The following is a 15,251-nucleotide window of genomic DNA, read 5'->3' on the forward strand; positions in this document are numbered from 1 at the left end:
ATTTAATGGTTAACTTCAGTGGTTAATCTAAATAATTTATAATTTTTATATAAGTCCGAAATATTTTTGAAACAAGTTTATGAGATAACTAGAATATACAGTACAACAGGGAAGGAGAAACCCCATGAAGCTTAAGCATATCAAGATATTAAAAATGGTCGCAATGCTGTGTATGATCACTGTTTTATTAGCAGCTTGTGCGCCAGATATCCCTAAAAATGCTGCAAATTCTAGCACCTCTGCTCAAAATTCGAAACCAGGAACAGATAACGATAAAAATAACGTTACTGGTGGTAACGATGACGTGGACAAACCAGAGCACCAACCTGAAAATCAAGGATCTAAAGGGAGTAACGAAGTAACTCAGGGCGAACCTTCCAATACAAAGGGCAATGACGATAAAGCGGCTTCTGCGGATCCCAACAGCATGGCAGTATTGATTAATAAGGAATTTGGTTTGCCAGAGGATTATAGTCCTACGGATCTTGTTTATCCTGACGTTCCTTTTTTGTTCAAGGAAAAAATCGAGAAGCGACAAATGCGGAGTGAAGCTGCTGGAGCACTCGAGGAGTTATTTGAGGCTGCGAAAAAGGACGGTATCTATTTGGCAGGAGTATCTGCATATCGTTCAACTAAGACACAGACAGCTCTTTTTAATCGGTATGTCAAAAAGGATGGCTTAGAAAAAGCAAAAACGTATAGCGCTGAGCCAGGTCATAGCGAGCATACGACAGGGCTTGCGATTGATGTGTCTGGAAGCACAGGTAAATGTGCGGCTGAGAGTTGCTTTGGTGACACAGATGAAGCAAAATGGCTAGACAAGCACGCCACTGAATATGGTTTTATTATCCGTTATCCAGAAGGTAAAGAAAAAATTACAGGATACAAATACGAGCCATGGCATTTACGTTATGTTGGCAAGGAAATGGCAAAGGATATTGGTGAAAGAGGAATTACGCTAGAGGAATATTATGATGCGGTTCCAGTCTCAGCCAATCCATAACTTTATGAATTGCTTTGTTGAACAAGGACGAGCTAAGGTGAGCTAAAACGTATGAACTAAGATGTACAAAGCTCGATTAAGTATAATAGCTTTAACCGCAAACAGTCATTAGACACAGCTCTTAAAAAAATGGAGCTGTGTTTTTTATGTTGCAATAGCTATATTTTGGACGAAATGATCATATTCTCAAAATAAAACGCTTGAAATTTGGCTCCGTCTTGAAATGAGTGCTTGAGCGCTAACTGAAGCTAGCCAAGAGACAGAGAGATTGTGAAGGTTGTCTCTTAAAATCATATTCAACCAATACAACGACTTCAATAAAAAGGGACTCAACTTAGAAATTAGTGGTTGAGAGGAAGCAAAAATAGCGGAGGGGTAGAGGGATGGTGGAGAAGTGAACACGTCCGCCTTTACAGACTGTTTTTCAACCGATAAAAATCTAATTCAAGAAAATCAGGCTGTAACAGGGGTCGAAGCCACCCTCTGCACCGTAGCTGCTTTTCTCGGAGTTAGCAACTACTAATTTTTGTTTTGAGCCTAAAGGGAATATGATTTTAACAACAAACCGCAACAACTCTCTGGATCGTAGCTCCCCCTCTAGTTGCACTCAAGTAATAATTTCATAAATAATAGTTGACATCTGATAATGATTATCAGTATCTTTAAATTATTATATATTGTCCGTTATCTGTTTAAAGCAGCTCGTCAGTTTTGGTTCATAAAGAAAGGAAGAAGAAAATGTCCTTATTAAATACATCACATTTAGATATCGCTTATGAAGATCGACTAATCGTAAAAGATCTGAATGTATCCATCCCCCAAGGCAAAATTACGGCACTTGTTGGCGCAAATGGTTCAGGTAAATCAACGATTTTAAAAACGATGGCTCGTATTATGAACCCTAAAGGTGGAAGTGTGTTGCTAAACGGGAAATCTATCCATAAGCAATCAACACGTGAGGTAGCTAAGCAGTTAGCAATTTTGCCACAAAACCCGACGGCACCCCAAGGCTTAACTGTATATGAGCTTGTTTCATACGGGAGATTTCCTCACCAAAAAGGCTTTGGTGGTCTAAAAAGTGAAGATAAAAAAATAGTCGAGTGGGCGATTGAAGCCACAAAAATGGAGCAATTCGCAGAGCGTGCCTTAGATCAATTATCGGGTGGGCAGCGTCAACGCGCTTGGATTGCGATGGCTTTAGCACAAGAGACAGATATTTTATTCCTTGATGAACCAACCACATTTCTAGATATGGCTCACCAGCTTGAGGTATTGCAGCTACTTGAGGAATTAAATCAGATGTCCAAACGTACAATTATTATGGTTGTGCATGATCTTAATCATGCGGCTCGTTATGCGCATCATATGATTGCAATTAAACAAGGGGTTGCTGTAGCGTCAGGAACACCTGAAGAAGTTGTTACTACTCCTGTACTTCGTGAAGTATTTGGGATTGAAGCAGATATTGTGACTGATCCGCGTAGCGGTGTTCCTCTGTGTCTTCCGTATGAGCTGTATCGTGCTGCAACCAGTAAACGCAATGTTGTATCCCGTGAAGGAGAAATAGAGCAGGAGTCCAAGACTGCCTCGTTATAAGGTTTTTTCAATCAAGTTTAATTTCTGAAATTTTTTCTATAACATTTATGGCTTCTCCCTGTACAAATATAGGGGGAGGTCTTTTTGTCTTTACTTGTATGAATGATAAGGGCTGTCTTTCGGGCATATTATACTCCATAAGGTAGCTTATTTAAGTTCAGGTTCCGACTACATATTAAGGAATCTGGTTTAAATAACGATCGTTGTTAAGTATTAATTTTAAAGACAGAACCTTAATTCAAAAATATATATTTTAAATTTTATGAAAAAAAGTGTTGCGATGTGAAAAATGTCACACTATAATAGGGTTATAAGGTGAATAAATTCACAAATACGAAGACTATAAAGTGATAGTTTTCACAAAGTAAGCTTTGTAGCTATTATAGTTGTTGATAAACAAATAAATTTAACAGCATAGAGGAGGCACTACCTATGAAAGTTGCAGTAATTGGATGTACACATGCCGGAACGGCCGCTATTGTTAATATTGCTAAATTATACCCTGAAGCTGAAATCACTGTATTTGAACGTAATGATAATATTTCGTTTTTATCTTGTGGGATTGCATTGTATGTTGGTGGTGTAGTTGAGGATGCAGCAGGTTTATTTTATTCCTCTCCGCAGCAGTTAGCAGACTTAGGTGTTACAACAAAAATGTTGCATGAAGTGACCAAGGTAGACTCTGATGCTAAATATTTGGAGGCACGTAACTTAGAGACTGGCGAGCAATTCCGCCATGAATTTGATAAATTAGTTGTTACTACAGGCTCTTGGCCGATCGTTCCGAAGTTAGACGGAATTGAACTCGACAACATTATTTTGTCTAAAAACTTTAATCATTCCAACACGATTATCGAAAAAGCTAAGGATGCTAAACGCATTGCAGTTGTGGGTGCAGGTTATATCGGTGTTGAGCTTGTTGAAGCCTTCCAAATGAATGGCAAGCAAGTGACTTTAATTGATGCAGAGGATCGTGTTCTAAGTAAATACTTAGACGAAGAATATACGAATGAAATTGAAGCTTCCTTACAATCACAAGGAATTGCACTTGGGCTTGGTGAAAAGGTAACTGGCTTTGTCGGTGAAAATGGCAAGGTAAGCCACGTTATTACGAGTCATGGCAAGCATGAAGCAGACTTAGTTATTTTGTGCATTGGTTTCCGTCCAAATACAGAATTGTTAGCAGGACAAGTGGATATGCTCGAAAATGGTGCGATACTCGTTGACGAATATATGCGTACCAGCAAAGCTGATGTATATGCAGCTGGTGACAGCTGTGCCGTTCATTATAACCCTACAGGCAAACATGCCTACATTCCACTTGCAACTAACGCGGTGCGCATGGGAACATTAGTAGCTAGAAACCTTGTTCAACCAACCGTGAGATATATGGGTACACAAGGAACATCTGGTATTAAAATTTATGAAGATCATATTGCCGCTACAGGTATGACGGAGGCAGCTGCACAGGCAGCAGGCATTAACGCAGAGTCTGTGTTTGTGAAGGATAACTATCGTCCTGAATTTATGCCAACCCATGAAGAAGTGAAGCTAAAGGTTGTGTACGATAAAAATACAAGAGTTATTTTAGGCGCACAAATTATGTCAAAAGTAGATCTTACCCAATCGATCAATACGTTATCGGTTTGTATCCAAAACAAAATGAAGATGGAAGAGCTTGCCTTTGTCGATTTCTTCTTCCAACCTCATTACAATAAACCATGGAACTTTTTGAATACCGCTGGCTTAGCCGCATTGCCAGAAGTGATTAGTGAAAAAGTACCGGTATCCGTAGGTAACTAAAGCCGTATTTGAATAAAGGTAAAAGAAAAGCTTGTGGATCAAGCGGAACTTAAGACAGCCATTCCTCTGTAGGAGTGGCTTTCCTTTCTTATAATTATGTGAAATTATTCACTTATGGCTATAAATTGTATATAATTAAGTTAATAAACGTGATCTATGTTATTTTTTAAGGGTGTAGCCCACGTTACAATGATTATTGGATATTTTATAGAGAGAGAATGGGTTCATAGAGAAGAGATAAAGGAGAATGGTGTCATGGCTTATTACAAACCTCACCAGATCGCGGCGATAACGGTGGAAAACGGAACAAAAAAAGCACATAACTCATTACTTGCAGTTTTGATTTTGGGCTTTTTAGGTGGTGCATTTATTTCACTAGGATTTTTACTTGATATTCGAGTTATTGCAAGTGCACCTAAGGAATGGGGAAGCTTTGCTAACTTTATTGGTGCGGCAATTTTCCCACTAGGGCTAATTTTAGTATTACTTGCAGGTGGCGAGCTATTAACAGGGAATATGATGGCTGTCCCACTTGCTAGAATGGCTAAAAAAATTAGTACGGCCGAAATGTTGAAAAATTTAATATTGATTACACTAAGCAATTTTGTTGGTGCTTTATTTGTTGCTTATTTTTTTGGGCATGTGGCTGGGTTAACTTCTGATGGTGCCTATTTAGAAAAGTTAGTTTATTTTGCAGAACATAAAATACATGATGGTTTTATTCCTGCCTTTGTGTCAGGCATTGGCTGTAATTGGTTAGTGGCTTTAGCAGTATGGTTGTCCTATGGCGCAGATAATATGAGCGGAAAAATTTTAGGAATCTGGTTCCCAACGATGGCGTTTGTTGCAATTGGCTTTCAGCACGTCGTTGCAAATATGTTTTTAATTCCAGCAGCTATTTTTGAAGGTTACTTCACATGGGGAGACTATTTTAGAAACTTTGTCCCTGTATGGCTTGGTAATTTAGTAGGTGGCGCTATCTTTGTAGCTGGTGCTTATTATGCTGCTTATTTAAAAAATGACGATACACATAAAGGGACTCATAATGATCAACAGATGAGTGCTTAAAATAGTTTACTTATTTAGAAAGACTAGTTAGAAACTTCAGGAGACTTCCTATCGAATTGGTGGATAGGGAGTTCTTTTTTTGTTCAGAGTTATCTTGACGGGTTTCCTATTTTTAGACATACTATTATAATCTTGAATTTTACGCTCATCGTTAAAGCGTGATATGTAAGGGGGAACAACAGTGAGATGGCTATCTACATATCCAAGGGAAATTAAAGCTTTTTTAGTTGCAAGTCTGATTAACTCTGTAGGTAGCTCAATTATGTGGCCGTTAATTACGATGTTCGTGTACAAGCAGTTAGGTAGAACGGTTGCAGATGCTGGCATGGTCGTGATGTTTATGTCACTCGGCGGTATTATCGGTCAGCTTATTGGTGGCAGCTTGTATCATCGGATCGGTGTGAAGGTGCTTATTGTAGGTGGATTAGGGTTAAATGCATTGTCTTTAATATTCGTTCCATTTGTTAGTCATAATTGGTTGTTTTTTATGATAATGATGACATTATCTGGATTTTTTAATGCAATTTCAATGCCTGCAATTCAGGCGTTTATTGGATATCGATTTAAAAAGCAACGTTCAGAGCTATTTAACATCATTTATGTGGCAAACAACATTGGCGTGGCAATTGGGACATCGTTAAGTGGTGTGCTTGCTTTTGTGTCATATGAATTAAGCTTTGCGTTAAATGGCTGTACTTCACTTATTTTTGCGATTTTCTTTTTAGTATATTTAAAGCAAATTGATGCGGATGATACGGGAATGCAGACCACTCAGCGCAAAACGATACCAAAAGAGCTATCAACATGGCAATTACTTATGAATTATAAGTTTTATCTATTCATGGGTCTAGGTTCCTTCTTAATTTGGTTTGGAAATTGTATTTGGAATAATGGGGTATCCCCGTATACGATTAATCAAGGAATGGCAGAATGGAATTATAGTATTTTATGGACGTTGAATGGCGTATTAATTTTTGCAGGTCAGCCAATTACGTTATGGATTAAAAATGTGATGGCAAAAACATCTGGCTTACAGCTTATCGTGAGTGCAATTTTTTACCTGCTTGGTTATGCAGTCATCTTAATATTCCAGGACTACCCTAGTATGGTAGTGGGCATGGTGTTAACTACATTTGGTGAAATGTTAGTGTTGCCCGCAATCCCTACCTTTATTTCAGAACGAGGTGGGGCGCAGGCTCCATTTTATTTAGGGCTTGTAGGTGGAATCGGTATAGGGGGTAAAGTGTTAGGACCTTATGCTTTTGGTGCATTATTTGATTGGAATGGCTTACCACCAGTAGCATGGGTCTCTCTTAGTTCAGCGATACTGGCTGTCCTTGTGTTTGCAATTCATGCCTTCCTTCATAAAGGGGAGGAACAGCAGCTTGGTAGCATGTAGGTTCTGATACTTTCTGATGATAAGACTTATGGAAAAGTTGGAGGTGTCTAGGTTAGTGACAAAATTACAAGACATCGAGCTTCGATTTTCTAGATTTTCTGATGCAGAAGATATTATGGAATTAGATAAGCTGGTTTGGGATGAATCTACAACTCCAGGGCAGATTAAATGGAGCTCAAGGTCTCATTTTTTACAGACTTGTCCGCCAGGCAGTCAACTTGTTGCTGCTCTAAATGGGGTAGTATGTGGTTACCTTGGCTTTGCGCCACCTACCCCACTCCCAAGTAATAAGCATGTATATGAAATTAACATTGCCATACATCCTAATTTTCAGGGTTATGGGGTTGGAGTACAGTTAATTACTGAACTAAAGGAGTTAGCACGCCAGCAAGGGGTGAGAAAGCTGTCCCTGCGAGTATTATCTACTAATAAACGAGCGATTTCATTTTACAAACGTTGTGGTTTTATAGAGCAAGGGCGACTTGTGGAGGAATTTTATCTTCAAGGTAATTATGTGGATGATATATTAATGTATTATCTTTTATAGGGTTCTGGGCTATAGCTAACGCTGTGATGTTAATGATGAAATGATCATGAAATAAGTGAAGTAATGTCGTTTGAAGAAGACTATACGTAATAGACGTGAATTACTGGATTTATTATGTATCCTTAGGTATATTAATAAGAAGAAAAAACTAGATGCTAATTCGTGATTTTTTAGTGCTTATTAGTGTTCTAAACCATGGAAAGGTTGATTTTCGTGAAGGATCATACAACACCTCCCAATTTTATTAAAAATATTATTACGGAAGATTTGAAAAGTGGCAAGGTTCAAACCGTAGTGACACGTTTTCCTCCTGAGCCTAACGGTTATCTACATATTGGTCATGCGAAAGCGATTTGGATTGATTTTACACTTGCGGACGAGTTTGGTGGTAAAACCCATTTACGCTTTGATGATACGAACCCTGTGAAGGAAGACGTGGAATATGTAAATTCCATTAAAGAAGATGTAAGATGGCTTGGCTTTGAATGGGAAGAGCTTCGTTTTGCATCGGATTATTTTGACGAAATGTATGAGCGTGCGCTTATCTTGATTAAGAAAGGCAAAGCTTATGTTGATGACTCCACTCCTGAGCAAATTCGCGAAATGAGAGGGACGTTAACCGAACCTGGGGTAAACAGCCCTTATCGTGATCGTTCCATCGAGGAGAATTTAGATTTGTTTACACGAATGAGAGCGGGCGAATTTAAGGACGGAGAAAGAGTTCTCCGCGCGAAGGTGGATATGGCATCACCAAATATGAATTTGCGTGACCCTGTCATCTATCGTATTTTACATGCTACACACCACAATACAGGAGATAAATGGTGTATTTATCCGATGTACACATTTGCCCATCCACTAGAGGATGCAATTGAAGGTGTGACTCACTCATTATGCTCAATGGAGTTTGAGGATCAACGACCGTTCTATGATTGGGTTGTCAGAGAGACAGAGATGCCTCATACGCCTCATCAATATGAGTTTGGTCGTCTCAATCTTACTCAGACCATTACAAGTAAGAGAAAGCTAAAGCAGCTTGTGGACGAAGGTCATGTGGATGGCTGGGATGATCCAAGAATGCCAACCTTATCTGGTCTACGTCGTCGTGGCTTTACACCAGAGGCGATAAAAGCGTTTGTGTACGAGACAGGGATCTCGAAGTCAGATGGTACTGTAGACTGGAAGACACTAGAGCACTTTATCCGCGAGGATTTAAAGCTCAAAGCCCCTCGTACAATGGCAGTGTTAGATCCACTTAAGGTGGTTATTACAAATTACCCTGAAGGCCAGACTGAGATGCTTCAAGCTGAAAATAATAGCGAAAATGAAGAGTTGGGTCATCGTGAAATTCCGTTCTCTCGTGAAATTTATATTGAGCGTGAGGATTTTATGGAAAACCCGCCAAGTAAATATTTCCGCTTATTCCCTGGCAATGAAGTGCGCTTAAAGCATGCTTATTTCATCAAATGTAATGATGTTATCAAGGATGCTGAAGGGAATGTTACTGAAATTCATTGTACGTATGATGTGGAAACGAAGAGTGGTAGTGGTTTTACAGGACGTAAAGTAAAAGGCACGATCCATTGGGTGGATGCAAGCCAAGCTGTTCCTGCTGAATTCCGTCTATACGAGCCGTTAATTGCGGGGGAAGAAGAGGATGAGGAGCAATCTGAGGATAAAACCTTCCTAGATTACATTAACCCAAATTCACTCAAAATTGTTCAAGGCTTCGTTGAGCCAGGGATGAAGGATGTAAAACCACAGGATAAATTCCAATTTTTCCGTCATGGTTATTTTAATGTGGACTCCAAGCACACAACACCAGAAAAACCAGTGTTTAACTTGGTTGTTTCCTTGAAGAGCTCATTCCAATTGCCGAAGGCATAAGGATAAATCAAGCTTAGATGATCCGCTGATAAAGGTGATCTGCTCTACACGATTAGAGCAGCTGATAAAATACCCCCTGTATGTGTTCAAACCTAACATATACAGGGGGTATTTTTTTCTAAAAATAAAGGCAATATTTTATTGAATTAGTGGTTGTCAACATCCCAACCTAGCGGAGGGACAGAGGGATTCTGGAGAAGTGAAACGTTCATCTCTTAAAACCATGATTTCAACCCTCAAGCTGTCATAAATAAAAAGAAATCTGGTTTTAAAAATGATCGCAAGAACCCTCTGTCTTGTAGCTTCCATCTCCACCATTGACAACCACTAATTTTTATATAGCTTCCTTTATTTTGCTACATGATCTCGTGCTTAATGATCGGTTTGTATCCATTTTTATAAATACGATACCACATCGCTGCAAGTCCTAATCCACCTAACAGAGAGGAGAAGCTTCCAAACTTGTAAAGGAGCACGCCCCCTAAATTTTCAAAAATCCATCCACCTAAAAAGGCCGCTATAATCGTAGCCAAGCCACTTAATGCAAAGGCATATACTGCTTGCCCTGACGAACGAAGTGGACGTGGCACAAACAGAGCTGTTAACAATGTACCGACATAAAAGTAGCCTCCATAAGTCACCGTATGTAATAGCTGAATAAAAATAATTTGAACAGGGAGTGTTGCAAATGACATGAGCTGCCAGCGGATTGTAAATAACAAGCTGACCAGAACAATTGACCCCATAAGATAAGTAAGCTTATGTTTTAAAAGCCGTTTGAGTAACACAAAAACAGCAATTTCTAAAATCGTTGATAAAAAGATTGCTGCTCCTATTTGTACATAAGACCCACCTAGATCAAGAATATATAATGGCATGTAAATCACGTTTACAGTATTGGGAATAACAACGAGCATACTTAAGCAAATAAAGCTGACAAAGTATTTATATCTGAGCACCTGCTTAATGTCCCTTGCCTTAAACCATGGAGTAATGGGTGTAGAATTGCTTTTAGGGAGTAATAACACCATAATTATCGCTAAAGATAATAGCACAATAAAAATATAAAACAGTTTATCCATCTCGTAATAGTCCAAAATGAAGCCAGTGACAATGGCGGTAATTCCCCACCCTAATGACCCCCAGAGGCGGTAGGTTGCAAATTTATCATTGTTGTTATCGATGTAGCTTAGTGTTACATTGTTGGATTGTGACATTAAGGCACTTTGGAAAAAGTAAAGCAGGGCAATACTCACATATAACATATAATACGTATGTACAGTAAACACAAAATAGCCAGTAACAACAAGTCCAAGAAGCATTAAAAATAAAGACAGCTTTACATTGCTGTATTGGTCAGTCAGTTGTCGCCAAAAGGGGTGCGCGATTAAAGAAACAAGGGGGCCAAGCGCTAATAAGCTACCGATTTCCAGTATCCCCATGCCAATTTCATGTAAGTAAACCTGAAAAAAGGCCGCAAATAAAACCATATTCCCATATATAGCAAAGTTCAGTATTTCTAGCGTAAATAATGAGCCATAGGGCTTTTTATTACTTGTGCTTGAGAGCAAATAACCCATTCCTTTCATGCAATGCATATAATAAAACCTTTTTATAATAGTATAATTTCTACATTATTAACTTGTTATATACTACAACCCATATGTTCAATGTAACACATGCATAAATTAAGAGACAATCTATTGCTTGTGGAAACTTACCAACTTATGAAATGTTTATGAATCATTTAAAAAAATGATGTATCCGCTTACATTATACTATATAATTGAACCAGTGATACATAATCCCCTTAATTGTGTATCCTGTGGTATAAGTGGTATATGTGCTTAGATGATTTCCTCTGGTATAAGGAAGTCATCTTTTTTATGTTTAAAATATAAAAAATGGAACCCAAGATCGTAATAATACAACCATCTCGGGTCCTTAGTTATTTTATATGCTTGCCAAAGGTGGGGCTAGAGAACTTGCCCATTGCTACGAATACATTCCTTGTACCAATAGAAGGAGTCTTTACGGTATCTTTTGAGCGTACCATTACCTACATCGTCTTTATCGACATAAATAAAGCCATATCTTTTTTTCATTTCACCCGTACCTGCACTGACTACATCAATACAACCCCAAGGGGTGTAGCCCATCACCTCAACGCCATCCTCTACAATTGCCTTCTTCATTTCCTCTACATGTCTACGAAGGTATTCAATTCTATAAGGATCGTGTACGCTGCCATCCTCCTGCAATTCATCAACTGCACCTAGTCCATTTTCAACAATGAATAACGGAAGCTGATACTTGTCATATAACCAATTTAATGTAATCCGTAATCCGATGGGATCAATTTGCCATCCCCATTCGCTAGAAGGAAGGAGTGGGTTTTTATAGCCACTAATTTCGTTACCTTCGCTTTGTTGCTGGTGAGAGGGTTCGTGATACACAACGGAACTAGAGTAATAACTAAATCCGATAAAATCTACAGTTCCTTGATGTAAAATTTGCTCATCATCTGGTTTCATTTCAATATTCAGCCCATTACTTTCTATAAACGTGTAGTATGCATTAGGATACTTTCCTCTTACATGCACATCTAAGAAGAAATAGGCGCGTTGTTGTTTTTGTACACTAGTCCAGACATCTCTAGGGTCACAAGTCGCCGCATAGGAGGTTGGATGTAAAAACATACAGCCGATCTGAAATGCTGGATTAATCTTGCGACCTAGCTGAACAGCTTTTGCACTAGCAACGAGCATATAGTGGCCAGCTTGGTACATCACCTGAAGTTTATTTTCATGTTCTGCGAACTGAATACCTCCAGGCTTCCAAGGCTTGCGGACGATCATATTAATTTCATTAAATGTCATCCAATACTTAACCTTATCCTTGAACCGTTTAAATACAGCCTCACAAAAGTTAACATAGAAATCGATGAGTTTTCTATTGCGCCAGCCACCATATTCCTTCACTAAGTGATACGGCATTTCAAAGTGGGAGATTGTAACTACAGGTTCGATCCCATAAGCTAGACATGTATCAAAAAGGCCATCGTAGAAGGCTAATCCTGCTTCATTTGGCTTAAGCTCATCACCATTAGGGAAAATGCGCGTCCAAGCAATGCTTGTTCGGAAGCACTTGAATCCCATTTCATGGAATAATTTAATATCTTCCTTATAGTGAGTGTACAAATCACTTGCCTCATGACTTGGATAATAGTTTCCGTTTACGATTCCATCGGTAATTTGTCGTTCAACTCCATGAGCACCAGCGGTCATCACGTCAATGACACTTATTCCTTTGCCGTCCTTATTCCAGCCACCCTCGACCTGATTCGCGGCGACAGCACCACCCCACAAAAAGTCAGCAGGTATTGTCCTCATGTGTATCCTCCTTTATTAAACAGAAACATTTATTATGCGTGAACACGAATTAATGCTTGTTGTTGATTAATTTTGATTTCGTCTTGTTTGATTGGTTCGATCTGTTGGAAAGCAAATGTATTGGAAATAATGATAGGAACCACTGGATTATAACCCGCTTCGATAATCCCTGCCTTATCAAATTCTAATATCAAATCCCCTTTTTTAATGACTTGCCCCTGTTCAACCTTAGAAGTAAAATGCTTTCCTTTTAGCTTCACCGTATCGATTCCAACATGAATGAGCATTTCGACACCCTCAGTCGATACGATACCAATGGCATGTTTAGTCGGGAACAAAGAGATAACTTTCCCATCAAATGGAGCGTATACCTTACCATCAACGGAATCTATTGCAACACCTGAACCTAAAGCGAAAATAGGATCGTCAAGCTCATCTATATTAATCAGGTTGCCATTAATCGGCGATCCAACCTCTAGCACTGTGCCTGGTGCAGCATTTTTAATTTCTACTGTTGATGCTGATTCACTTGTTGCGTGATTATGCTCTGTAATTGCACCTTTACGTTCGTTATCAGTATCACTAGGTGTAGAAGGACCTCCAGCTAATACAGGTACATCTTCTTCACCAATTCCCCACACTAATACACTTATGAAAGCAACGATGATACTAATCGCTACACCGATAATAATGTGAATATAGCTATCTGCAATATAAGTAGGGAGCGCAAGTAAACCTGGTAAAATTAAAGCAGTTGCGCCACCTCCCCAGTAATTAATATAAGCAGCACCAATACCTCCAGCTAACATAGCAATAATAAAGGGTCTCTTATATTTAAGGTTAAATCCGAATATAGCAGGCTCAGTAATACCAAATAGGGCAGTGACACCACTGGAAAGCGCATTGGATTTGTTCATTTTATTTTTAAGTAATACAAATACAGCAAGACAAGCACCAGCTTGGGCTAAATTACCCGTAAGATTGGCTGGGGAAATGACAGAGTACCCATACTCCGCAATAAGTTGACTATTAATTGGTGTAATGGCATAGTGCATACCGAAAATAATAAGGATTGGTCTAAATGTTCCAAATAAGAAGGCACCAATAACTCCATTAACGGTATATAAATAGGTAACTAGTTTGGCAACGCTTACACCGATATAAGTCCCTATTGGTCCAATTGCAATTAATCCAAGGGGAACCATGACGAATAAAACTAACATCGGAACAAACAAAATTTTAAACATATCTGGAATTCGTTTGTTAATGAACCGATAAACATAGCTCATAACCCAGACGGATAATATAATCGGTATTATTGTTGATTTGTAGTTAACGAATAGGACAGGGAGTCCAAAGAAACTTAGACTATCAATTCCACTTTCGCTAATTTTAGCAGCACCTTGCATAATGGTTGGATACATATAGGCTCCTGCAAGCGCTACTGCAAGATATTCATTGGTCTTAAACTTTTTAGCTGCACTAACTGCCAAGAAAAATGGGAAGAAGTAAAAAATAAGATCACTAATCAAATTAAAAACTTGATATGCGCCACTTGTTGTTTCAATCCAGTTTAACGTTGTTAAAATAGCTAATACAGATTTGACCATCCCGCAACCAATTAAGACAGGGATTACAGGACCAAAAATACCTGCGATCGTTTCTACGACTCTAGAAATAACATTTTTCTTAATAGTTGTCCCTTTTACCTCAATATCTTCATCACTAAGATCAAGCATTTCACTAGCCGCGTCGAATACTGCTTTTACCTTTGCCCCGATTACAACCTGTAATTGCCCGCTCTTGAATTGCGCCTTTAGCACGCCCTCCAAGCGATCAAGCGCTTTCAAATCGATGGAAGACTCATCTTTCACGTTGAGTCTTAGTCGAGTTGCACAGTGTGTAATAAAGGTAATATTGTCACGACCAATATTGGACAATATTTGTTTGGCTAACTCTTCTGATTTCATATAGTGCCCCCGCTTCTTAATCTAGTTGTATTATTTACCTCCAGCAAAGTTATACAGCATACGTTCACGTAGCGTTGTAGTATCTTTACCGAATATTTCAGCGATTTTATAAGCAAATGGGTAGGGTGTTGCAGGTCCTTGACTCGTAACGATATTTTGATCCGCTACAACAACCTTTTCTTCAAAAATGCCACCAATTAGCTTCTCAGCATAACCTGTATAACCTGTGACACGTTTGCCAGTGATCACCTCAGCATCTGACAGTACAACAGTACCTGAGCACATCGCCCCAATATATTTCCCTTGTTCATTGAAGTATTGAACCATCTTGATCACTTCAGGATTTTCTTTTAAATTTTGACCACCAGGACGTCCGCCAGGGAGCACAATCATGTCGTATTCCTTGATTTTTTCTCCAAAGGGGTGATCTGCCTCAACATATATCCCATGCATGCCTTTTACCAGCTTATCTCCAAAATAAAAGGTATGACAGGTGAGATCAGCTCTTCTCAAAATATCAACAATCGTTAGTGTTTCGCCTTCTTCATAACCTTCTGCCATTAACACTGCAATTTTACTCATCTCT

Annotated in this window: 11 protein-coding genes; 7 read left to right on the forward strand and 4 right to left on the reverse strand. The window is 38.9% G+C overall.

Translation table 11 applies throughout. The features are described from left to right. Positions 1-124 precede the first annotated feature (124 nt). From ABE099_RS14530 to ABE099_RS14560, 7 genes are all read left to right on the forward strand, one after another. Positions 125-1,003, forward strand: coding sequence for a M15 family metallopeptidase (locus ABE099_RS14530; protein ID WP_430031858.1), 879 nt, complete (start codon positions 125-127; stop codon positions 1,001-1,003). A gap of 738 nt (positions 1,004-1,741) precedes the next feature. Then, the gene (locus ABE099_RS14535) at positions 1,742-2,599 is read left to right on the forward strand and encodes an ABC transporter ATP-binding protein (RefSeq protein WP_430031859.1); all 858 of its coding nucleotides are present in this window, start codon (positions 1,742-1,744) and stop codon (positions 2,597-2,599) included. A gap of 432 nt (positions 2,600-3,031) precedes the next feature. After that, positions 3,032-4,402, forward strand: a complete 1,371-nt coding sequence (locus tag ABE099_RS14540) for an FAD-dependent oxidoreductase (protein WP_430031860.1) — start codon at positions 3,032-3,034, stop codon at positions 4,400-4,402. Positions 4,403-4,657: 255 nt separating this feature from the next. Next, entirely contained in the window at positions 4,658-5,470 is an 813-nt protein-coding gene (locus ABE099_RS14545; RefSeq protein ID WP_430031861.1) for a formate/nitrite transporter family protein, read from the forward strand. 181 nt (positions 5,471-5,651) lie between these two features. After that, complete coding sequence (locus ABE099_RS14550) at positions 5,652-6,869, forward strand: MFS transporter (protein WP_430031862.1); 1,218 nt, start codon at positions 5,652-5,654, stop codon at positions 6,867-6,869. Positions 6,870-6,924: 55 nt separating this feature from the next. Next, a complete protein-coding gene (locus ABE099_RS14555) occupies positions 6,925-7,416 on the forward strand; it encodes an N-acetyltransferase family protein (protein ID WP_430031863.1) in 492 nt (163 codons plus the stop codon). Positions 7,417-7,611: 195 nt separating this feature from the next. Continuing rightward, positions 7,612-9,303, forward strand: coding sequence for a glutamine--tRNA ligase/YqeY domain fusion protein (locus tag ABE099_RS14560; protein WP_430031864.1), 1,692 nt, complete (start codon positions 7,612-7,614; stop codon positions 9,301-9,303). A gap of 356 nt (positions 9,304-9,659) precedes the next feature. Here ABE099_RS14560 and ABE099_RS14565 read toward each other — a convergent pair whose 3' ends face one another. The 4 genes from ABE099_RS14565 to ABE099_RS14580 all read right to left on the reverse strand — a co-directional run bounded on the left by ABE099_RS14565 (position 9,660) and on the right by ABE099_RS14580 (position 15,247). Then, entirely contained in the window at positions 9,660-10,892 is a 1,233-nt protein-coding gene (locus ABE099_RS14565; RefSeq protein WP_430031865.1) for an MFS transporter, read from the reverse strand. Positions 10,893-11,279: 387 nt separating this feature from the next. Then, positions 11,280-12,695: a 6-phospho-beta-glucosidase gene (locus ABE099_RS14570; RefSeq protein WP_430031866.1), complete on the reverse strand. Its 1,416-nt coding sequence runs from the start codon at positions 12,693-12,695 to the stop codon at positions 11,280-11,282. A gap of 32 nt (positions 12,696-12,727) precedes the next feature. After that, positions 12,728-14,665 carry a glucose PTS transporter subunit IIA gene (locus tag ABE099_RS14575; protein WP_430031867.1) on the reverse strand — a complete coding sequence of 646 codons (1,938 nt, stop codon included), beginning with the start codon at positions 14,663-14,665 and terminating at the stop codon, positions 12,728-12,730. A gap of 30 nt (positions 14,666-14,695) precedes the next feature. After that, positions 14,696-15,247 (reverse strand): DJ-1 family glyoxalase III, encoded by a 552-nt coding sequence (locus ABE099_RS14580; RefSeq protein WP_430031868.1) that lies wholly within the window; start codon positions 15,245-15,247, stop codon positions 14,696-14,698. Positions 15,248-15,251: the final 4 nt, after the last annotated feature.

The sequence above is a fragment of the Paenibacillus turicensis genome (genome assembly GCF_050461185.1).
GTDB classification, from domain to species: Bacteria; Bacillota; Bacilli; order Paenibacillales; family Paenibacillaceae; genus Fontibacillus; species Fontibacillus turicensis_A.